The 22,669-nt window shown below is 34.9% G+C and carries 17 protein-coding genes; 15 read left to right on the top strand and 2 right to left on the bottom strand.

From position 1 onward, the window contains the following. Positions 1-4: 4 nt before the first annotated feature. The 10 genes from dhaL (at position 5) to PBV87_RS21180 (ending at position 14,513) form a co-directional block, all read left to right on the top strand. A complete protein-coding gene (gene dhaL, locus PBV87_RS21225; protein ID WP_053985633.1) occupies positions 5-625 on the top strand; it encodes a dihydroxyacetone kinase subunit DhaL in 621 nt (206 codons plus the stop codon). A 77-nt stretch (positions 626-702) separates the two neighbouring features. After that, positions 703-1,935 (top strand): 6-phosphofructokinase, encoded by a 1,233-nt coding sequence (locus tag PBV87_RS21220; RefSeq protein ID WP_271013658.1) that lies wholly within the window; start codon positions 703-705, stop codon positions 1,933-1,935. A gap of 34 nt (positions 1,936-1,969) precedes the next feature. Then, positions 1,970-2,977 (top strand): LacI family DNA-binding transcriptional regulator, encoded by a 1,008-nt coding sequence (locus PBV87_RS21215; RefSeq protein ID WP_271013657.1) that lies wholly within the window; start codon positions 1,970-1,972, stop codon positions 2,975-2,977. A 41-nt stretch (positions 2,978-3,018) separates the two neighbouring features. Beyond that, entirely contained in the window at positions 3,019-3,699 is a 681-nt protein-coding gene (locus tag PBV87_RS21210) for a D-lyxose/D-mannose family sugar isomerase (RefSeq protein ID WP_271013656.1), read from the top strand. A gap of 341 nt (positions 3,700-4,040) precedes the next feature. Further along, positions 4,041-10,043, top strand: a complete 6,003-nt coding sequence (locus PBV87_RS21205; protein WP_271013655.1) for a CehA/McbA family metallohydrolase — start codon at positions 4,041-4,043, stop codon at positions 10,041-10,043. A 96-nt stretch (positions 10,044-10,139) separates the two neighbouring features. Then, on the top strand, positions 10,140-11,321 hold the full coding sequence (locus PBV87_RS21200) for a YibE/F family protein (RefSeq protein ID WP_271013654.1): 1,182 nt from the start codon (positions 10,140-10,142) through the stop codon (positions 11,319-11,321). A gap of 149 nt (positions 11,322-11,470) precedes the next feature. Beyond that, positions 11,471-12,082: a GH25 family lysozyme gene (locus tag PBV87_RS21195; protein ID WP_271013653.1), complete on the top strand. Its 612-nt coding sequence runs from the start codon at positions 11,471-11,473 to the stop codon at positions 12,080-12,082. Positions 12,083-12,262: 180 nt separating this feature from the next. Beyond that, complete coding sequence (locus tag PBV87_RS21190) at positions 12,263-12,880, top strand: PH domain-containing protein (protein ID WP_271013652.1); 618 nt, start codon at positions 12,263-12,265, stop codon at positions 12,878-12,880. Between the two features lie 241 nt (positions 12,881-13,121). Further along, complete coding sequence (locus PBV87_RS21185; protein ID WP_271013651.1) at positions 13,122-13,616, top strand: CarD family transcriptional regulator; 495 nt, start codon at positions 13,122-13,124, stop codon at positions 13,614-13,616. A 60-nt stretch (positions 13,617-13,676) separates the two neighbouring features. Beyond that, complete coding sequence (locus PBV87_RS21180; protein ID WP_271013650.1) at positions 13,677-14,513, top strand: MerR family transcriptional regulator; 837 nt, start codon at positions 13,677-13,679, stop codon at positions 14,511-14,513. A gap of 134 nt (positions 14,514-14,647) precedes the next feature. Here PBV87_RS21180 and PBV87_RS21175 read toward each other — a convergent pair whose 3' ends face one another. After that, entirely contained in the window at positions 14,648-16,138 is a 1,491-nt protein-coding gene (locus PBV87_RS21175) for a hypothetical protein (protein WP_271013649.1), read from the bottom strand. 216 nt (positions 16,139-16,354) lie between these two features. Between PBV87_RS21175 and PBV87_RS21170 the strand changes: the two genes are divergently transcribed. From PBV87_RS21170 to PBV87_RS21155, 4 genes are all read left to right on the top strand, one after another. Further along, a complete protein-coding gene (locus PBV87_RS21170) occupies positions 16,355-17,506 on the top strand; it encodes a CdaR family transcriptional regulator (RefSeq protein WP_053985622.1) in 1,152 nt (383 codons plus the stop codon). Positions 17,507-17,638: 132 nt separating this feature from the next. Then, positions 17,639-19,018, top strand: coding sequence for a GntP family permease (locus PBV87_RS21165; protein ID WP_271013648.1), 1,380 nt, complete (start codon positions 17,639-17,641; stop codon positions 19,016-19,018). A gap of 170 nt (positions 19,019-19,188) precedes the next feature. Continuing rightward, entirely contained in the window at positions 19,189-20,313 is a 1,125-nt protein-coding gene (locus PBV87_RS21160; RefSeq protein ID WP_271013647.1) for a glycerate kinase family protein, read from the top strand. Positions 20,314-20,462: 149 nt separating this feature from the next. Then, entirely contained in the window at positions 20,463-20,816 is a 354-nt protein-coding gene (locus tag PBV87_RS21155; protein ID WP_271013646.1) for a zinc ribbon domain-containing protein, read from the top strand. A 43-nt stretch (positions 20,817-20,859) separates the two neighbouring features. Here the strand turns inward: PBV87_RS21155 and PBV87_RS21150 are convergent, their stop codons facing one another. Then, the gene (locus tag PBV87_RS21150; protein WP_053985618.1) at positions 20,860-21,285 is read right to left on the bottom strand and encodes a hypothetical protein; all 426 of its coding nucleotides are present in this window, start codon (positions 21,283-21,285) and stop codon (positions 20,860-20,862) included. A 188-nt stretch (positions 21,286-21,473) separates the two neighbouring features. On the opposite strand from PBV87_RS21150, the gene trxB reads away from it, so the two are divergent. Next, entirely contained in the window at positions 21,474-22,646 is a 1,173-nt protein-coding gene (trxB, locus tag PBV87_RS21145; protein WP_330680502.1) for a thioredoxin-disulfide reductase, read from the top strand. Positions 22,647-22,669 lie beyond the last annotated feature (23 nt).

The raw sequence follows: 22,669 nt of genomic DNA, 5'->3' as shown, positions 1-22,669 counted from the left end.
TCATATGAGTACAGCATTTGTTGTAAAACTATTAGATGAGATTCAAAAGATTATGTGTGATAATAGAGATTATCTTATTGAACTTGATAGTGTAGTTGGAGATGGTGATCTTGGTCTTACTATGAGTGATGGATTTAAAGCAGCCTATGAAAAGGTGATGGGAATAGAAGAAAAGGATACAGGTAAAGTACTTTACACAGCAGGTAAAGCTATGTCTACAGCAGTACCTTCTACAATGGGTACTCTTATGGCATCAGGTCTTATGGAAGCTGGAAAAAGGCTTAAAGGAAAAGAAGAGTTGAGTAATCAAGACATTACACTCCTCTTTAAAGGATATTTAGAAGGTGTAGCAAATAGAGGTAAAGCTAAAGTTGGAGAAAAAACATTTTTAGACGGTTTATATCCAGCAGTAGAAGCTCTAGAGGAAGCTATTGATACTGATGAATCATTAGAGTCAGCTGCTAAGAAAGCATACGAGGCAGCATGTAAAGGCTTTGAGAATACAACAACGATGATAGCTGTACATGGACGTGCAGCTACAAGAGGGGAAGCTTCTAGAACGCTACAAGACCCTGGTGCAGCAGTAGCTATGCTAATGATGAAGGGATTTTGTAATCTCTTCTAGATAGTTTGTTGAAATAGCCCTTCATTGTGAAGGGCTATTTCAATATCGGCTAAAAGTTAGTAGATATAGGAGGGAATATGAAGAATTTACTTATTGCCCAATCTGGAGGACCTACTGTAGCTATTAATGCGACTTTAGTAGGTATTTTACAAGCAGCTTTAACCAGTTCACATATTAAAACGATTTATGGTGCCATTCATGGCATACAAGGAGTGGTGAATGAAGAATTCATTATACTCAATGATATTATGCAAGATACAAGTACTTTAGATTGCTTAGCACAGACTCCAGCAGCAGCACTAGGATCTTGTAGATTTAAGTTAGATGATTGGCGAAAAGATGCAAAGTTATACGAAACAATAGTTGGCATATTAAAGGCTTATGATATAGGTTATTTTATATATACCGGTGGAAATGATTCAATGGATACGGTATGTAAACTTTCTGAATATCTAAATGCTATTGGTGACACAAGTATTTGTGTTGTAGGTGCTCCTAAAACAATTGATAATGATTTAGTAGGTACTGACCATTGCCCAGGCTTTGGATCGGCAGCTAAATATGTAGCAGTCACCTGCCAAGAACTAGAACGAGATATTTCCGTATATGATACGCCTGCTGTAACTATTGTAGAAGTGATGGGACGCAATGCAGGATGGTTAACTGCAGCATCGGCATTATCTAGACTTGGTGAAGGTGTAGGGCCCAGTTTGATTTATATATGTGAAAGAGCATTTGATGTAGAACAATTTGTAAAAGATGTACAGACAAAACTTGTAGAAAGAAAAGCTATTTTGGTAGTAGTAAGTGAAGGGGTCAAAGACAAGGAAGGTACTTATATTTCGGAGAAGGTACAAAGCAAAGTGCAAGATGAGTTTGGGCACAAATACATAGCAGGGGTAGGGCAAGTTCTTGCCCAAATGCTAAGAGAAACATTAGGGTGTAAGGTGCGTGCCATAGAGCTGAATTTAATGCAAAGATCTGCTGCACATATTGCAAGTAAAGTAGACCTAGAAGAGTCAAAAATGCTAGGGATGAAGGCGTTAAATTGTGTAGTAGAGGGATTAAGTGGACATATGGTAGCGATTAGAAGAATAAAAGATACACCTTATCAAATAGAATATGTAGCTGTACCTGTGAGTAAGGTAGCTAATATTGAAAGAACAGTGCCTTTAAACTGGATAAATGATGAAGGAAATGATGTAACAAAGGAAATGTTAAGCTATTTAACGCCCCTTATCCAAGGTGAAGTCTATACAAAATATGAAAAGGGCATTCCAAAACATCTCATTTTATATCATAATAAGTAGTAGGATACATAAGAATGAGGAAGGAAGTAAGGGAATGACAATTAGAGAATTAGCAGAGCTTGCGCAAGTTTCGCCTGCTACAGTTTCACTTGTATTAAACAACAAAAAAGGGGTAGCAGAAGAGACAAGAAAAAGAGTTTTAGAATTAATTGCTGAACACAATTATCCAATACCACAACGTGGTACGCCTAAAAGTGTACCTGTTAATAATAATATTTTGTTTTTAAAATACATACAAGATGGAATGGTTGTAGAAGAAAATACAGGGTTTATTTCAAGTATTATGGAATCTATTGAGGTAAACTGTAGAAAAGAAGGCTATCATTTAAATATTTTACATTCTATTAATCAGCTAGATGAAACACTAAGAGAAATAGAATATGACAATTTCAGCGGCGTAATTGTGTTAGGAACAGAACTAGACTCAGGGGACTATGAATATCTTAATCAGATTCCTATTCCTTATGTGATATTAGATAATAGTATGACTAACTTTAAGTGTCATAGTGTAGTTATGGATAACAGGGCTTTAGTTTATGAGGCTATAGAACATTTTGTGGACCTAGGGTTTAGGGAAGTTGCCTATTTTAAAAGCAATAATGCTATTCATAACTTTGAAGAACGTAGCCAAGCATTCAAAGAAGCTACAGAGCACTTTAATATAAGTTGTAAAAAAGAAAATGAATTTTTGATTACCCCTACTTTACTAGGGGCATATGAAAGCATGAAAACTTATTTGCAACAGGGTATAAAAATAGCACCATGTGCTTTTGCAGACAATGATATCATTGCAATAGGCGTTATGAAAGCCCTTCAAGAATATGGTATACGCGTGCCAGAAGATGTTTCTATCATAGGGGTTGATGATATTCAGTTTTCAGCAATCCACTCACCGTCTTTATCTACAATGAGTATACCTAAAAAACTTATGGGTAAACTTGCTTTAAAAGTTTTGCTAGAAGTTATGGAAGATCCAACTATAAGCAGCATCAAAACGTATGTAGGTGGTGAAAAGATTATTCGTGAAAGTGTTTTAAGTTAAATAATTATAAAGTTGGTAATAAAATTATAGGGGGAACTATAATGAAAAGATCAGAAATTAATCATGCGCTACAAAAAATGGAAAAAATGATTCAAGCTTACCAGGTAGCACTACCACCTTTTTGTAACTTTACACCTGATGACTGGAAAAGCAAGGGGAGCGAATATGATGAAGTAAGGGATAATATGCTAGGGTGGGACATTACTGATTTTGGACTCGGACAATTTGAAAAAATTGGATTTTCACTTATTACCCTACGTAATGGAAATGTAAAAAATACAAAGTATGTAAAACCTTATGCAGAAAAGTTATTGTTCATGCAAGAAGGTCAAACAGCACAAATGCACTATCATGCTTACAAAATGGAGGACATTATAAATAAAGGCGGAGGAAATATACTTATCCGTATTTATAATTCTATGAAGGATGGATCTTTTGCAGATACTCCAGTTAAAGTGACATGTGATGGTAGAAGCTATGAGGTAGAACCAGGTACACAGATTAGATTAACTCCAGGAGAAAGTATTACGATTACCCAAGGTATGTACCATGATTTTGAGGTAGAAAAGGGAACAGGACCCGTATTATTAGGGGAAGTATCTATGTGTAATGATGATCAAACAGATAATTATTTCTATGATCATTCGGTAGGAAGATTTCCAGAAATAGAAGAAGATGAAGCACCCTATCGTTATTTATGTAATGAATATCCGAGAGCTTAGTATAAGGCGAATGTAGGCTTAGGGTTTTTGTATAGATAAAGGCTGAGTGACAAAAATGAATTAATAAAGATAAGGGCTCTTATGAAATAGTATGATAGAATGGCTATTTCATAAGAGTTTTTTTATAGTGTAGTATTTTTGTATAAAATGTTCAAAAAATAATTTAAAACTTGTATATAAAATAGGAATTATTTGGACGTTATGTGTGTATATTTACATAAATGGAACTATTTTATCGGTTGAATTTAACATAGATTTTATGTAATATTAAACTGTATTAAATAGTTTTATGATTATATAAAATTGTTTTAGTATTTTATAAATTAGTAGGAGGGGAAAGAATGTCGGAGATTAAATTGAATAAGCGCTTTCTAAGTTTTATGATGGCAATTGTGATGATGATTACAGTATTGCCAGTAACATCATTGAAAGCAGCTCCCATAACCATTGCAGAATGGGTGTGGGATGGAACGTATCAAGCAGCAGCAACAGGAGGAGTACAAGAAGGCAAAGGAGAACTTACTTGTTCGCAATCTAGAGATATTACATTTACTAAGAGTGATAAAACCATCTGGGTAGGTGGATGGGATAGTGGCGAAGAATATTGGAAGATTACAGTACCTAAAGCTGGATATAGCAATCTTGAATTATCGTTCGAGTGTTATGGTACAAAAAGTTCACCTAAAGATTTCAATATACAGGTTAGTATAGATGATGAAAAATATATATCTGTAAAAAATTATCAGGTACCACTTAAAGCTGATAAGGCAAAAATCACTACAACATTATATAATATGGATGGATTAGATATTGATGCATCAGATTATGTATATATTAAGTTGGCAAATACAAGTCAAGTAGCTATTGATGCTACAGCAATAGATGCAAACACTGGAAATTCTCGTTTAGCCAATGTTATCATCACAGCTACACAAGGTGAATCAGGTGGTACACCAGAAACACAAGTTAGCCCAGTTACAGCAAGTATCCCGAGTGGTAGCACAGTTGAAGTAGGTACAGAAATTGACTTTTCAACCCAAACAACAGGTTGTGCCATTTACTTAGATATAAATGGAAATGGACAAAGATCAACCAATACCCTTACCCTTACAGAAAATGACTTTAAAGGTGAACCTGCAAAGGCTGTAGTAAGTGCGTATGCAACAAAAGAGGGATTAGAACAAAGTAAAACATCTACTTTTGAATACTTCAAAAAGGTAGAAACACCTTCGGAGATTATATCTATTGCAGATGTACGTAAAAGCGGTATAGGCAAAGATGTAGTGATTGAAGGTACGGTTACACGTGCGATTAAATCAAGTTCAAGCAATGCAACCAATTGCACGGTATATGTACAAGATGATACAGCAGGTATTGCTGTATATAAAGGGGGTATTGATTTAGAGAAATACCCTATAGGTACTCAAGTTAGAGTAACAGGGAAAACATCAGAATTTGGTGGTGTATTACAGATTCAACCAGCTAATTTAGAGGCGATTAAAGTATTAGGTGATACAACAGCACCAAGAGAAGCTGAGGTAATTACCATTGCTCAATTAGCAACTAAAGCGTATGAAGGTAGACTAGTTAAGCTTGAAGATGTAACTTTAGAAAGTAAAGATTCTAAAGCAAATCATACAATTAAAGACAGTGTTACAAATGATTCCCTTACAATGCGCTGTACAGAGGCAGATGGTTTACCAGCTGAATTTGAAGAAGGTATGGCTATTAATGCGATAGGTATTGCGGCTAATAATAATGGTAAACCTCAATTATTAGTAAGTAAGTTTGTAGATATTACTGCTGGTAAAGAACCAGAAGTAGCAGTTGTAACAGCAACACCAGAGACAGGAAGTCAAATGCCATTAAATGCAGAGGTAACACTTTCAACTAAAACAGAAGGTGCAACTATTCTTTACACTGTAAATGGTGGAGAAGAATTAGTAAGTGCTACAAATACAGAAAAAGTAAAAATTGAAAAATTTGATAGTGAAGGTAAAGCAACTATTCGTGCGAAAGCAACAAATGGTAACTATACAACTCCAGAAGTAGACTTTATCTACTCACAAGCAAAAGTAGAAAAAGTTACACCATCTGTACCAGTAGGAGCTATTGATGGCAATTCACAAATTGGTTTAACAACAACAACACATGATGCAACGATTACATATATCTTGACGACTAATGTAGATCTTGAGAACCAGAATGTAAGTGAAGAAACACTTTATACAGATAAAATTGCTTTAACACCAGAGCTCTTTCCAGTGAAGATTGAAGCATGGGCAGCAGCAGATAATTACCTAGATAGCGAAAAAATTGAGCTTAATTATCGCCTGAAAGGTACACAAGGCGAAATGCAAAACTACTTTGGCCAACTTCACTCTCATACAGCAGAAAACTCAGATGGTCAAGGAACTTTAAAAGAAGGTTTTGAATGGGCAAGAGATAATGCAAACCTTGATTTCTTTGCAATTACAGACCACTCAAATAGTTTTGACAAAGCACCTACAGGTGATAAGGCAGGTACTTATAACTTAGGTTCTTACAATGCAAGTAACGAAAAATGGCAAAATGGTCAAAGAGAAGCAGAAGCTGCTCGTACAGATGAATACATCAGTATTTATGGTTATGAAATGACATGGTCAGGTGGACCAGGCCATATCAATACCTTTGGAACAGAAGGTTTTGTAAGCCGTAATAATAAAGAGCTTAACAACAAAACAAATGATGCGGGTATGCGTGCATATTATGATTTATTAAAACAGACACCAGAATCTATTTCACAGTTTAACCATCCAGGTAAAACATTTGGTACGTTTAGTGGATATGCTTACTATGATCCAATTATTGATGAACGTATCTCACTTATTGAGGTAGGAAATGGTGAAGGTGCAGTAGGTAGTAACTCTTACTTCCCATCATATGGTGAGTATACAGCAGCACTTGATAAAGGATGGCATTTAGCGCCTACAAATAACCAAGATAATCACAAAAAGGGATGGGGTACATCCAATACAGCACGTACAGTTATCTATACAGATGACCTTTCTGTAGATGGTGTATATAGTGCATTAAGAGAAAGACGTGTTTATGCAAGTGAAGATGACAACTTAGATATCGTCTATACTTTAAATGATGAGGTATTGGGAACTATCTTAGGTGAAGTACCGGAAGTCGCAGAATTTAAAGTAAGTATTCAAGATCCAGATACATCAGACTCTGTTAAGAGTGTGGAGATCATTACAAATGGTGGTAAAGTTGTTCATAAGCAAACTTATAACCATCAAAATGTAGACTTTGAATATACTTTAGATGATCCTAGAGCAGGTTACTACTACATTAAAGTAGTTCAAGCCGATGGACATATTGCAGTAACTGCACCAATTTGGCTTGGTCAAGATATTGTTGTAGGAATCTCAAAAGTAGAATCAAGTGTTTCTATGCCTGTAACAGGTGAAGAACTCACTTTAACAACAGAACTTTTCAATAATGAAGTAGATGCTGTTGTTTTAAAATCTATTGCATATGATTACAAAGATGGTAAAAGTATTGGAAGTCATACTTTCAATGAAGTGATGAATAGTAATGCAAGCTTCCAACATAAACAAAATCTTACACCAACAGTAGTAGGTGAACAAACAGTTGTAATAACAGCAGTTATTGAAGTAGCAGGTGAACCAACAACCTTTAAAGCAGAAATTAAATTAGATGTAAAAGATGCAGATAAATTAATTTATGTAGGTGTTGATGCTTCACACCAAAATGAATATGTAAATGGTAATTACAAAGATTCTATGGGTAACTTTGGTAAGTTAGCTGAAGAATATGATGTACGTACAGTAGAGCTTTATACAACAGAAGCATTACTTGCAGCATTAGAAAATCCAAAATACGAAATGATGGTATTCACAGCACCAAGTCGTAGAAATGGTACAGCAGGTCGTGACCCTTATGATGTATATTCACAAGAAGAAATAAAAGCTATTGCTAAGTTTGCTGCTGAAGGCAAAACAGTCATTATAGCGGGATGGTCAGATTACTATGAAAACTATAGTAACTTAGCAAATATGCCAAAAGATGAGCATATGGCAGCTCAACAAAATCAATTACTTGAAGCAATGGGTGCGTCACTACGTATCTCAGATGATGGTTCATTAGATGATGTAAACAACGGTGGTCAAGCACCAAGACTTTATTTAACGGATCATAATGATTTTATCAACCCACTTACAAAGGGTATTGTAGATGGTCAAGTATTTAGTCACTATGGTGGTGCAACCATTCATGCAGTAGATGCACAGGGAGAACCAGTAAGCACATTACCAGCAAATGTTCTTCCAATTATTAGTGGACATGAAACAACTTATTCAAAAGATCAAGATAATGATGGTTTAGGTGGCACAACAATACCACGTTACAATAATCGTGTGTTATTGATGGCATCAGAAACCCTTACTCATGAAAATGGCATGACTTCAGAAGTTATTGTAGCAGGTGCTGCATTTATGTCTAACTTCGAAATCCAAGCAGAAATTGATAATAATGATTCTAAAAATTATAGTAACTACAACATTTTAGAAAACATTATTAAGATGGTTAATCCACAAGAGATTACACCAATTAAAGAAGTAAAAGTGGCACAACCAGGTACAAGATTTACAATTGAAGGGATTGCGACTTCAAGTGTAAATGATGGGTCAGATAGCAATAAAGGGTTCTTTGATTGTATCTACGTAGAAGATGCTACAGGTGGTATCAACTTATTCCCTGTTTCAGAAGGCGTAGAAGCAGGACAAAAAATCCGTGTAACAGGTGTCGTAAGTGGTTATCAAGATGAAGTTCAACTTGCAGTAAGCAAAGTAGAAATGATTGATGAAACAATGAATCCAGTACAACCAACTAAGCTTTCAACAGGTGAAGCTATGGCAAGTAAACATACAGGTAGACTTGTTGAAGTAACAGGTGTAGTGGAAGAAGTCATTGTAGATCAAGGTGTTGTGAACCAAATCATGATTAATGATGGTAGTGGTGCAGCACGTATCTTCATCAATGGCTATATCACAAAGAATGTGAACTTAGACTTTGTAGAAGTAGGTAAGACTATTTCAGCAGTAGGTCTTGCATCTGTAGGCGAGAACTACTCTTCAGAGACAGAATTCTTACCACGTATTCGTGTACGTGACAGAGGTGAGATTAAGCTTGTAGAAGTATCAAATAATGCATTACTAAGTGCACTTAAAGTGAATAAAGGTACACTTAAACCAACATTTACACAAGATGTATTTAATTACACAGTATCAGTAGGTAATAGTACAAAGGAAATCGTTATTGATGCAGTAGCTGCGGATGCAAAAGCAACTGTAGTAGGTACAGGAACAAAAGCTCTTGTAGTAGGTAACAATACGTTTGAAATTGTAGTTACAGCAGAAGATGGTATAACAGTTCAAACCTATACAGTAAAAGTAACAAGAACAGCTAGTGAATCATCAGATGGAGGCTCATCAGAGAGCAGTAGTTCATCTAATACAACAAAGCCTGTAGAAGTACCAGCAGCTCAAGCTATTGAGAAGTTAACAACTACACAAAAAGAAGAAATCCTTCATAAATTTGAAGAAGAAGCACCTTACACAAGCTTAGGTGGATTAACAATTGAACAGCTTGATCAACTTACAGGTGGTAAATTTACTAAAGAGCAGCTTAAAGAAATGGTAGCAAAACCAGAAATTCTTAAAGCATTAGATATTGATATTGATACATTAAATACTAGTATTACATTAAATGCTATAGAAGATGCAATATTTACGGATGTAACATCAGCACACTGGGCAAATGAAAGTATTAAAGAAGCTGCAAAACTTGGTTTAGTAGTTGGTAATCCAGATGGTAGTTTTGCACCAAGTGAAGTATTAAAAGTATCAGATACGTTCACTTTCTTAGATCGTCTCTTACTTCTTCATGGTGTAACAGATATGAAACTTTCAAGAAGTACAGTTGAAAAGTATATGACAAATCAAGAACACTGGGCATTTTATAGTATGGCATCTATTGGTTCAAAACTTAGTGAAGCCACACTTGAAGCAGTTGCAGGGCTTGGTGAGCAAGCTGTTTCAAGAGAATTACTTGCGCAAGTTATTTATGAAATAACAGATGGTAAGTTAGAAAGAACAGAAATGGATATGAAGTTTAGTGATATGGCACAATCACCATATGAAGAAGCACTTATTTACTGTGTAGAAACAGGTGTATTAAATGGTGTAGGTGATGGAATTATGGTGCCAGGAAAAGATGTAACACGTGCAGAACTTATGACTGTACTTGTACGCTTAGATGGTCTATTAAAATAGCAAGAAATTAAATAAGTAATATAAATGGACTGCTGAGTTGAATTTTACAGCAGTCTATTTATAATTTTTCTATTCTAGAAAAGGTGAAAAATAAAAATGAACAAAGGATTGGGTTGGATTAAAAAGAGATTAGCCGAAAGCTTTGGAGAAGGACGCCTTGTCGTATTGATTTTGATGGTAGTTATTGCTATAGGTGTTATGCTTATGCCAGCTGCTAGAAGAGATACAGATACAGGTGTGCAGTTTGATACACAGTATGCTTATGAGAAGTGTAGAATACTAGAAGCAGATGATTACGATATAGATGAAGATCCTTATGTAGAGGGAATATATATAGGAAGACAAAACTTACAACTTGAAATTTTAACAGGTGAGTTTTCTGGGGAAATAATAGAGCTTGAAAATACAGTGAATCGTAAGTATAACTATTATGCAAGAGAAGGTAGAAGTATGGTTGTTCAAGTTGCCTCTAGAGAAGGAGAACTATTGAATGTACAAGTTTTCTCCTATTCTAGAGACACCATGATCTATGTTTTGCTGGCAAGTTTTATACTCGTATTACTTGTAATAGGGCGTAGAAAAGGTTTCTTTGCTTTACTATCATTAATGTTTGTTATGATTTTAATCTGTTATTTTATGATTCCTATGGTGCTTAAAGGGTATAGTCCTATATTAATTGCATTAATTATAGCAGGGCTCACAACTGTATTTAATATTATTTTGGTAAGTGGATCAAATAAGAAGTCATGGGCGGCTATATTAGGCATAGTATCTGGACTAGTAGTAGCAACTCTTGTAGGTATGCTTTTTGGAAAGTTGATGGACTTATCAGGAATTAATATGGAGCATGCAGAAGAGATGATGCGACTTGCTGGGGAAGGAAGATTACAGGTAAAGGAAATCCTATTTGCTGGAATCATCATCGCATCTTTAGGAGCAATTATGGATGTAGGAATGTCTATTGCTTCTTCTGTATTTGAGGTTCACACAGTAAGTCCTAAAATGAATGTATATGCTTTGTATAAAAGTGGAATGAACGTAGGGCGAGATGTAATGGGGACGATGACAAATACACTTATTCTAGCTTATGCAGGAAGTTCATTAAGTACATTGATGCTTTTCTACATGTATCAATTTACGTACTATCGTTTGATTAATATTGATTTACTAGGTATGGAAATTCTTCAAGGAATAGCAGGAAGTATTGGATTGATCCTGACCATTCCAATTACGGCTTGGATCGCTGCAAGCTTAGCTAAGAAAGCAAAAAAGTCATAGTACATATTAAGTATTAGAGAAAGGTCTTATAGAAGGTGCAAAGGCATCCTCTATAAGACTTTTTCTATATAAAATTTTGTACACATTATAAGCTCGATTTTGCAATAAATAGCATATCCTATATTAGAACAAAACAAGAGGTGATAGATATGCAAAGTCGTGGTACTGCAAATTTAAAAGGTATAGATGTGAGTCATTGGGATGGAAAAGTGGATTATGCCAAAGTTAAGGCGAGTGGCATAAGTGTTGTTTATATCAAAGCTTCTCAAGGTACAAAGGGTGTAGATCCCATGCTTGAGGAGAACTACAAGGGAGCTAGTGCACAAAATCTAAAAATTGGTTTTTATCATTTCTTTACCCCACTTAATGAGCAAGATACACTTTTACAAGCAGAACATTTTGTAAAGACGATAAAAGGTAAAACGTATCATTGTCGTCTGGCTCTAGATATAGAGACAAATGATGCAAAACTTTCAAAGGCTACAATTACTAAATTAGCCATTCTCTTTTTAAATCGTATAAAACAATTGACAGGGCATGGAACAGTAGTGTATACCTACACAGGTTATGCTAAGGAAAATCTCATTCAAGATATAAAAGACTATCGCTTATGGATTGCTCATTATGGTGTTAACGAGCCAGGGGATAATGGGATTTGGCCAAACTGGATAGGCTTTCAGTACTCTGAAAAAGGTAAGGTCCAAGGCGTGAGTGGAGCGTGCGATTTAAATAAATTCACAGAAGATATTATTCTAGCTTAACCTAATATAAAAAGATCAAAGAAAAGGAGATAGGCGTGTATTTCCTTTTCTTTTTGTGTAAATGGGAGATATAATATAATATTTTATTTTGTAAACGTTGTGTAAAATAAAATTAATAGTATTATTAAAATTTATATGTTATAGTGTATAAAATTAAAGCTACTATAAGGGGGTATACATATGCTTAAACGTTTAGCCGCAGATGCATTTGGATTAAGTGATATAGGATCAATTATTGACCCAAAGGATTTTGATAAGGTAAGTTCAGATGATTATATTTTTCATGAAGATGGAGAACAAATTTTCTTTTTAATCAAATCAAAGACAGATGAATACTGCTTTACAAATTTGGCTTTTATACATTTAGATGGAACATCAGCAGTAAGTTCTAAGAGACAATTACATAGATATGAGTACTGTCATCATATGATCTCTAATGTCAAAATAGAAACAGCAGGAACAGTTGATTTAGATGCAGAGATTAAGTTTACTATTGGTGAAGTAGCTTTTTCTATAGATGTAGATAAGAAGCAAATTGAAGCCCTTAAAGATTTATATAAAGCCCTTCATAAAATATCTATGATTATGAAAAAAAATCAAACTGCATTAAATCATGCACATCAAAGTTTAGAAGTTGCAGCAAAAGTACTAACAGGAACAAAACATATGCAAGAAGTTAATCTAGCAGATGCGTTTGGTCAAGTTAATGAGAAAGCTTTTGAGTGGTTGATGGCATCTAGAAAAGAGTATGTTAGAGAAGACTATGCAGATGTCTTTAAACTTTATATTAATAACTAAGTAATAGGTATATGAGATATAACAGATAACCTTTATTATAGATACCTCCATAGAATAGGTATCTATAATAAAGGTTTTGTTATTGTAAAAATGCACAAAATATTTTTTTATAGTATGCGTAAAAGTCACCAATCTTATTGTTTGAAGCTAAAATTTCCTTACGAAAAAAATCCTCATTTGATAAACTTAATGTAACAGAATGAGAAAATATAAGGCTTAGCCTATATAAGGGAGGAAAAAGATGTTTCAGGTAGGTGACTATATTATTTACGGTTATAATAATGTATGTAGAGTTGAAGAGATTGGAAAATTTGATATTCAAGGAACACCGCAAGATAAAGAGTACTATTATCTAGTACCTGTCTATGCACCAGGCAGTAAAGTATTCACACCCGTTGACAACAACAAAGTGATGATGCGTCCTATTTTGACAAAGGAAGAAGCATGGACATTAATTGATGAGCTTAAAATGATTGAGCCATTAGACATTCCTGATTTTAGAAAGAAAGAAGAAGTTTATAAAGAAGCTCTTAGAAGTTGTGATTCTAGACAATGGGTGAGGGTGATTAAAACAGTTTATCTTATTAGAGAAGAAAGGCAAGCTGAAGGTAAGAAGGCAACAGCAAGTGATGAGAAGTATTTCAATATAGCGAAGGAAGAACTTCACAAAGAACTTGCAATTGTACTGGATATAGCAAAAGATGAAGTAGAGGATGTGATTCTTGCTAGAATTTAGTCAGAACAATGAATGATTTTATAAATAGGCATTGACTCTCCCGTCACTGGAGATAGTAAAGTGAATTCACAAGGAAGGAGTGAGGCGATGTATCGTATTGGTGAGTTTTCAAAGATGAGTAAAGCTACAATCAAGACATTACGTTACTATGATGAAATTGATTTACTTAAGCCAGAATATATTGATCCATTTACTAACTATCGTTTTTATACTACAAATCAATTGTTTAAGTTACATCATATTCAAGCTTTAAGACAAATTGGATTAGTACCAGATGAAATTAAAATGATTTTGTCAAATGCTAATAAACAAATAGTATTAGAAAAACGCAAAATGGAATTACTAGCAGAAATTGAAAATGCTACCCAGCAGCTCTCCCGAATTGAATTTATTTTGTCCGGTCAAGAGGAGGAAACATTTATGCATTATCAAGCAATTATCAAAGAATTACCAGAGTGTATTGTTTATTCAAAGAAGATGACAGTACCAAGTTATAATGACTATTTTCAACTTATTCCAGCTATAGGTGAGAAGGTTACAACAAAATATACAGATTTAAAATGTGCTATGCCAGCCTATTGCTTTATTGTATATCTTGATGGTGAATACAAAGAAACGAATTTTAAAGTAGAATTCTGCGAAGCGATTACTGAATTGAAAGAGGACTTTGAAGATATTGTCTTTAAGAAAATGGAAGCTGTGAATGCTGTTTCTGTTATGCACAGAGGGCCTTATGCTGGCCTTAATCAAGCATACGCCTATGCTTTTAAATGGATAGAGGATAATGGCTATGCTGTATTAGATAGTCCGAGAGAAAGTTATATAGATGGTATTTGGAATAAAGAAGATGAGACAGAGTGGTTAACGGAATTACAAATTCCTATTATGAGAAAATAGCAAACATAATAGGATAGCCTATAGGGTTATATATAAAAGGTCAATGAAACACGTAGTTTAGAATGTGTTTCATTGACCTTTTTGTAGTCTAGTAATTTGTAGTGTAGTAAAATGAATGCTTCTGAAAAAGTAAATTAAAGTGTCTTTAACAGATAATATAAAGGAAGAGAATAGGTTTTGACTTCATTCTCTATATGAGGAGATGCAAAGTTAAAAGCAGCATGTTTAGATAAAGTAACCCTTTCTTCTAAGTGATCTAGAGAAAGTACGGCTGGTTTATAATTGGGATCTTCTAGGATAAACCAACTATAGAGCATATATTCAAAGTAATTAAGATCATCTATAAGTTCTTGAGGCGTGAAGTGTTCAGGTGTTTTTAAATACCATAATGGTAATGTATCATCTCCAAAGAGAAAATGCCTTGCGAAAGTATGGACTTGCTGCCCTAAAATCTTTGTAAAGAAGACTTGAAGTGAGAAAGGTTCACATAGGCTAAAATTTAAGAGTGTACGTAGCATGATATGAGGTTCAGACGTTCCAAAAGTATCTTCTATATATTTGACTACAAGAGGGGCGTGGGTATAGTGAAGAAACTCTAGTTGACCTGCACTACGAATTTGTTTTTCCGCCATAGGTGGGAAAGAAAAACGGGATGGATCTTTGAATTTAGCATAGAGATATCTTGTGTAGAGTCTATGAAACTCTTTAGCAATATTAAGGTTTAGCTTCTCTTTAAGTGATTTATCTAAAGCATTTAATGCCATATTTTCGTAGTAAGTAGCAAGTCCTTCTGTAAGCCAAAGTTGAGGAGGCATATGGAAGTCACTAAGTGGTAACTTCACATCCATAAAACTATGGAACATACGATGGGCTAAAAGTTGCCAGTCTCTAAGGTTCTCAGGAGTGAAGCTAGCACAAATGATATGAGAACCACAGCCGCCAAGTATTGGCTCAGGATGAATATCAAGTAGAACAAGACTTAAATGATGATGAGACATTTTAAAGTGTTCAGCGTAGTATTTAAAAAGATTTACCATGTTGTTTAAGATGTGTTCATCTAGTGTTTTAAGCGTATCCTCATAATAAATATGAAGCGTATTTGAGCCTATAGTAGCTTCAAAGACATCTAGGTGTCCAAAGATATAGCTACTTTTCATCAGTTCATAGGCATGACACCATTTAGGACTTTCGCAGACAGAAGTTGTTTCTGCTTTTTTAAAAGGAACAACGGTACAGATGGGCTGTTTTAAATTATAGTTGATTTCAATTTCCTTAATAACAGTTGAAGGTGTGAAACTACTAGAGGTAAGTAGTGTCGTTGGGAATAAAAAGGCTTGCTCACCAGCAAAGGCTGTTAAATCATGTGAGACCATGCCGTAGAATCCGTGTTTAGCAGGGCTGCCAATTTGTACAGTATAAGAAAAGACAATAGGATTTTGAGTAACTTGTATTTCTATATAAGGTCCTACATCTTGTGCTTTACAATTACATTCAAAGCTAAGGAGTTTAACCTTTCCTTTAAAAAGGTTAAGGGCAGGATCTGTAACAGATGAAAAAGTAGCTTCGATTGTTAAGGTTTGCTTAAGTGTATCATAGTGACTGATTTTGTAATTTAAAGTGTGCATAGTCATTCTCGCTCTCTAAAATAAGTAGTATAATTTATTTATACAAATTTTATGGACATAAATCTAGTGTTATCTTTTAAAAGTTTATAACTTAAGTTATACTTAAGTAAAATAATACAGATTGATGAGATTTTGATACATTTTGATTAGAGCACTTTCATGGCATATGAAAGTGTTTTCGTTTATAAAATATTTCAAGGTGTAGGGGGAAAGTAGATGATCAAGCTATCTAAACATATTGCTATGCACATTGCAAAGGAGATTAGTGAACTCATTCATCAACATGTTAATGTAATGGATCATTTAGGTTATATTGTTGCTAGTACAGATGAAGAACGTATAGGGAATTTTCATGAAGGGGCTCAAGTGATTATTCATGAGAAATTAAATTGCCTGATTATAGAAGAAGATGATGATTATAGAGGTGCTAAGAAGGGAATTAATTTACCTATTGTAGTAGAGGATGAAATAATAGGTGTTATTGGTATAACAGGAGACCGAGAACAGGTTGAAATATATGGGCAAATTATTAAAAAGATGACGGAGATTTTAGTAGTAGAAGCCCAAAGAAAACAAATCAAAGAAGAAAATGAGAAAATTCGCTCTCGTTATTTAGAGGAATGGCTTTTTGATGGAAATGTGGCTTATGATAAGGCATTTATAGATAGGGGAGAAGCGATTGGTATTGATATTATCATTCCAAGACGTATCCTCATTATGACACCTTTATTAGATAGTGAAAAAGGACATGGAGCAAAAGACCAAATCTTTTTAAATCATTTAGAGAAAAAAATGAAAAGTTGGGTAGAAGAAGAAAGGCAGGGCAATTTGTTTTTAAGATCAAGAAATAAGTTGATTGGGTTTGTCGTAACAAGGTCTGATGAAGAGATGGTAAACTTTGCAAAAGCATTAGAAAATTGGATTAAGACTACATACGAAGTTCGATTAGCCATAGGTATTGATAAAATACAAGGAGATTGGACAAGTATGTACTTAGCCTATACCTGTGCCAAAAAAGCATTAGGTGCAGCTAAATTAGATAGCCAAAATCCTATTAAACTCTATGAAGAAATGACAGTAGAACTTTTTACAGGAGAAATTCCTAAAGTCCTAAAAGAAGAATATATTAATAAAGTTTTTAAAGGTATATCAGATAGTGAAGTAAAGGAGATGCTTGAGCTTGTTGAAATGTTGATTAACTGTAATGGATCTATTACATTAGCCTCGGAAAGACTTTTTATGCATAAAAACACGTTACAGTATAAACTTAATCGTATTTTTGAAAAAACAGGACACAATCCAAGAGATTTGAAAGATATTCCTACTCTTTATATGGCTAATGTATTTTTTAGACAAATAAAGAAATAAAAAATATGACTATTATATAATGTTATAGGACACAAAAATGAATGATAGTTTATGTTTTGTGTAACATATACGAATAATGAGGTATGTTCTATAATAATAACAACACAATATACAAATAAAGGGGGAAGTAGTATGACAGGTATACCACTTATTATTACGTTTGTAGTTGCAGTTATTATTATGATTTTGGCTATTTCTAAGTTTAAGGTACATCCATTTTTAGCAATTATGGGTGTAGCTCTTTTACTTGGAATAGTAGTAGGTATTCCGTTAGAAGAGCTGCCAAAGACCATTGGATCTGGATTTAGTGGCATATTTACCAGCATTGGTATTGTTATTATTTTAGGAGCATTAATTGGTATTGTTTTAGAAAAGACCGGAGCAGCTGTAAAACTTGCAGATATGGTCGTAAAAGTAGTAGGTAAGAAGCGTCCAGAACTGGCCATTCTCATTATGGGATGGGTTGTATCTATTCCAGTATTTTGTGATAGTGGATTTGTTATTTTAGACCCTATTCGTAAAGCAATGAGAAAACGTACACAAGCTTCTAGCGTAGCTATGACGGTGGCACTTGCAGCAGGATTATATGTATCTCACGTGTTCATTCCACCTACACCAGGACCTATTGCAGCGGCAGGTTCTGTAGGTGTAGGCGATAACTTATTACTTGTTATTGGACTTGGTGTACTTGTATCTATCCCGGCACTTGTAGCAGCATATTTCTATGCTAAATTCATTGGTAAAAAGGTGCGTTCAGATGAAGACCGTGAAGCGGACAAACAACTTACTAAAACTTATGAACAATTAGTAGCAGAATACGGCAAACTGCCAAGTGGCTTTATGGCACTTGCACCTATCCTTGTTCCTATCTTACTTATGGCATTAGGCTCAGTTGCATCTGTACTTAAATTTGAAGGGATGGCTATGAGTCTTTGTACCTTCCTTGGGAATCCACTTATTGCTTTAACCGCAGGGCTTTTATTTGCAATTGGTTTACTTGCAAGCCGTAAGCAAATGAGCGAATTTAATGGTTTGACCAATGAAACACTTAAAGTAGTAGGTCCTATTTTGTTTGTAACAGCAGCAGGTGGTGTACTTGGTAAAGTCATTACAACAGCAGGATTTGTGGATTATATCACAGAAAATGTAGCCTTCTTATCTTCAGTAGGTATTTTCTTCCCATTTTTAATTGCAGCCATTCTAAAGACAGCACAAGGTTCTTCTACTGTGGCTATAACAACGACAGCAGCCATTATGGGTTCTTTTGCAGAATCAGGTACAATGATGGCAGCACTTGGACTTACAACACCAGTTGCAGCAGCACTTACTGTTATGGCAATAGGAGCAGGTGCTATGACTGTATCCCATGCAAATGATAGTTACTTCTGGGTAGTTACTAACTTTGGTGGTATGAAACCACAAGAGGGGTACAAAACACATACAATCACCACATTGATTATGGGTATTGTATCTATGATTTTTATCTTTATCCTATCTCTATTTTTAGTTTAAAGTGATCAGCTAATGAATAGGTGCTTTGTATATTCATTAGGATAAGATTGGCAACAAGGTTTAGAGAAGGTAACAAAGAGATTCTAATAAAATAATGAGTGAAGTTTAGGTATGATGAGAATAAGTTGAAAATGAAAAGACAAAATTTTGACTAAAAGAAGGTGAGACCTATGAAGAGAGTGATCGTGATACCAGATTCCTTTAAAGGGACTATGAGCTCCAGTGAAGTGTGTAGAACAATGGAGTCGGCGATACATGAAATCAATTCGGCTATTGAAGTCATAACCATTCCAGTGGCAGATGGTGGAGAAGGAAGTGTTGAGGCTTTCTTGAAGGCACTTCGAGGAGAAAAGGTATATTGTAAAGTCACAGGGCCTTTTTTTGAAGAGATGGAGGCTGTTTACGGAAGGTTAGAACAGGATACTGCGGTTGTTGAAATGGCAGCTTGTAGTGGATTGCCATTAGTAGAAGGTAGAGAGGATCCTATGCTAACGACTACTTATGGTGTGGGTGAATTAATGCTTGATGCTATAGAAAAGGGTGCGAAAAAGCTCATTGTAGGGCTTGGTGGAAGCTGCACTAATGATGGTGGAGTAGGCGCTGCAGCTGCATTAGGCGCAAGGTTTTATAATACTAAAGGGGAGACATTTATCCCTACAGGAGGTACATTAAAAGACATTGTACGAATAGATATAGAAACGTGTAGAGAAAAACTTAAAGGCATAGAAATCATTACCATGTGTGATATTGATAATCCGCTCTATGGAAAGCAAGGTGCAGCTTATATCTTTGGTCCTCAAAAAGGTGCGGACGAAAAGATGGTAGAGGTATTAGACAACGGATTACGTCACTTACAAGAAGTAATTCAAAACGCTTTGAAAATAGACGTATCTGTATTAAAAGGTGCAGGTGCAGCTGGTGGTATGGGAGCAGGCATGGTGGCTTTCCTAGGCAGTAAACTTCAAATGGGAATAGAGACTGTACTAGATGTAGTTGGATTTGAAGAATTGCTAGAAGGCACTGATCTTGTCTTCACAGGAGAAGGTAAGATAGATGCTCAAAGTTTAAGTGGTAAAGTAGTTATGGGTGTAGCCAAACGTGCCAAATCAAAAGGTGTTCCTGTAATGGTATTAGTAGGGGCTATAGGAGAAGGGATTGAACCTATTTATGATGAAGGTGTAACAGCCATATTTAGTATTAATCGTGCACCCATTCCTTTTGAAGAAGCAAGGGATCAGTCTGTAGAGAATCTCTATTTTATGATGAAGAATGTTATGAAAGTGATAGAAAGATAAAAGAAAAAGTTCAATGCTCGTATAGGGTATTGAACTTTTTCTTTTATCTTTAATAAAAAAGTAATGAGGGATCTAATAAAGTATAGACACTATAAAAAATAGAAGTATGCTATAATAAAGAAAGCAGAGAAAATAGGAGGCATAAAACTATGTTTTTTATTATTGATATAATGCCTGGTCTTAAAGTGTTAAAGCTTTTAGTAGGTACTTGTAGAAGTTGTCATCATCAAGGAGAATTAGAATTGATTAAGACCTATCAGTGTCTAAGGCTTTTCTTCATCCCTGTCTTTAAGTGGCATACAAGATATTTCTTGCGACATAGTTGTGGAGCTATGATGGCTGTATCAGAAGAAGATGCTATTGCCATGTTACATGTGGGGATTATGCCAGACCAAGTACAAGTTGAAGTCATGGAAAAAGGACCGGTACGTTGTGCAACATGTGGTAGAATTTTAGAAGAGGATTTTATTTGTTGTCCTTATTGTGGGAATAATACAAAATAGAAAAACACTTTCAGGAGGGGCCTGAAAGTGTTTTTCTATTTTGTCATGCTAATAAATCAATTTCGGAGCCGAGTTCACGTTTTGCAAGTTCTGTTGCAAGCTCAGATGCTGAAATGGTACCTTCACTAGCCAGTTGCTGTAACTGTTGTGCTGTTAGGGAAGCGAGATTTTGTATAGATGAGGAAGAGGTAGTGTCGTCATCTTCTTCTGTTTCAGCAGATTCTACAAGGAGTTTAGTAGTGTCAGATAAAGCTTCAGTATCTGAGGTTGTAGCAGCTTCTTCTAGCGCTTGCTGGGCTAATAGTTTTGCTGCATCACTAATTTGTACAGTAGCAGCATTTGTATTTTTTAGATTGAGGGTGCCAGAGCTAGAGGAAGAAGTGGACTGACTTGTAGCTTGCATAGATTTTGCTAAGTCACCGGTTGTTTGATTGATAGAAACAGTTGATGCTTGAATAGTTAAACTCATTTTTAGCTCCTTTCAAATAAAATAGTATAATTAATACTCCAATATAATAATTTAGTAATGTGATATCTAAGTGAACGTGAGGTGAAAATATAATTTTTCTATTTACATCTTCCTAAGTGATAATTATTAGTATATAATAATTGTACAGGAAATAAAATAACCTTCATATGATGGAAGGAGTATAAGTAATGAATAAAGAAGAAAAGCAAATAGACCTCATTGTTATTGGAGCAGGACCCGCAGGATTAACAGCAGGAATTTATGCTACACGTGCCAATGTAGAGACATTAATATTAGAAAATAATATTATTGGTGGACAAATGAGATCCAGTTATACAATAGAAAACTATCCTGGATTTGATAATATTACAGGAATGGAACTGGCAGATAAAATGGAAGCTCAAGCAACAAGTGAAGGTGCCACCATTGATGAATTTGATTTTATCGAAAGTGTTTCTTTCTCTGACCAAGAGAAGATTATTGAAACAGGCGACTATATTTATAAACCTAAAGCAGTTATTATCGCAACAGGGGCAAGTCCTAAGAAATTACCTATTCCTAATGAAAGTAAGTATTTAGGTAAAGGGGTTCATTACTGTGCGGTCTGTGATGGTGCCAACTATGCAGATGAAGAAATAGCTGTTGTAGGTGGTGGGAGCGCAGCTTTAGAAGAAGCCATGTATCTTGCTAGACTAGCAAAGAAAGTGACAATCATTAGAAGATATGACAGCTTCCATGCTGAAGCAAAAGTTATCAATGAAGTAGAGCAAGTAGCCAATATAGAGATTCTTTATAATCATGATTTGGTAAATGTAGAAGGTGATGAATTTGTAGAACGTGCTATCATAAGAAATACACAAACAGGCAAAGAAAGTACATTACCTATTAAAGCAGTTTTTGGATATATAGGAACAGAACCGAAGACGGATCTTTTTAAAGGAAATATTAGTTTAGATCAATCGGGTTATATTATTACAGATGAAAGTATGCAGACCAATGTAAAAGGTGTTTATGCAGCTGGAGACGTACGTCAAAAAGAATTTAGACAGGTTTCAACAGCTGTAGCCGATGGAACGATAGCAGCACTTAAAGCTGAAAAATATATTGTAGCGAAAAAGGAGAAATGCGTAATGGTAAAAGTTTATTCTGTACAATGGTGTGGTCCTTGTCAAAAAGTTAAAAAATATTTAGATTCAAAAGGTATCCCTTATGAAGTGGTAACTGTAGCTGATGCTAAAGAAGAACGTGACGTTGTATTACAAGTTTCAGGTCAAAGATCAGTACCAGTGACAACAATTAATGATAAAGTAATTATTGGATTTGACAAACATCAAATTGACGAAGCATTAAAAAACTTATAAAGTATAGAAGGGGGGGTGTTGTA

The organism is Holtiella tumoricola (assembly GCF_027857615.1).
GTDB classification, from domain to species: Bacteria; Bacillota; Clostridia; order Lachnospirales; family Cellulosilyticaceae; genus Holtiella; species Holtiella tumoricola.
The sequence above is the reverse complement of the archived record's forward strand: the minus strand, read 5'-3'. Positions and strand labels throughout refer to the sequence as shown.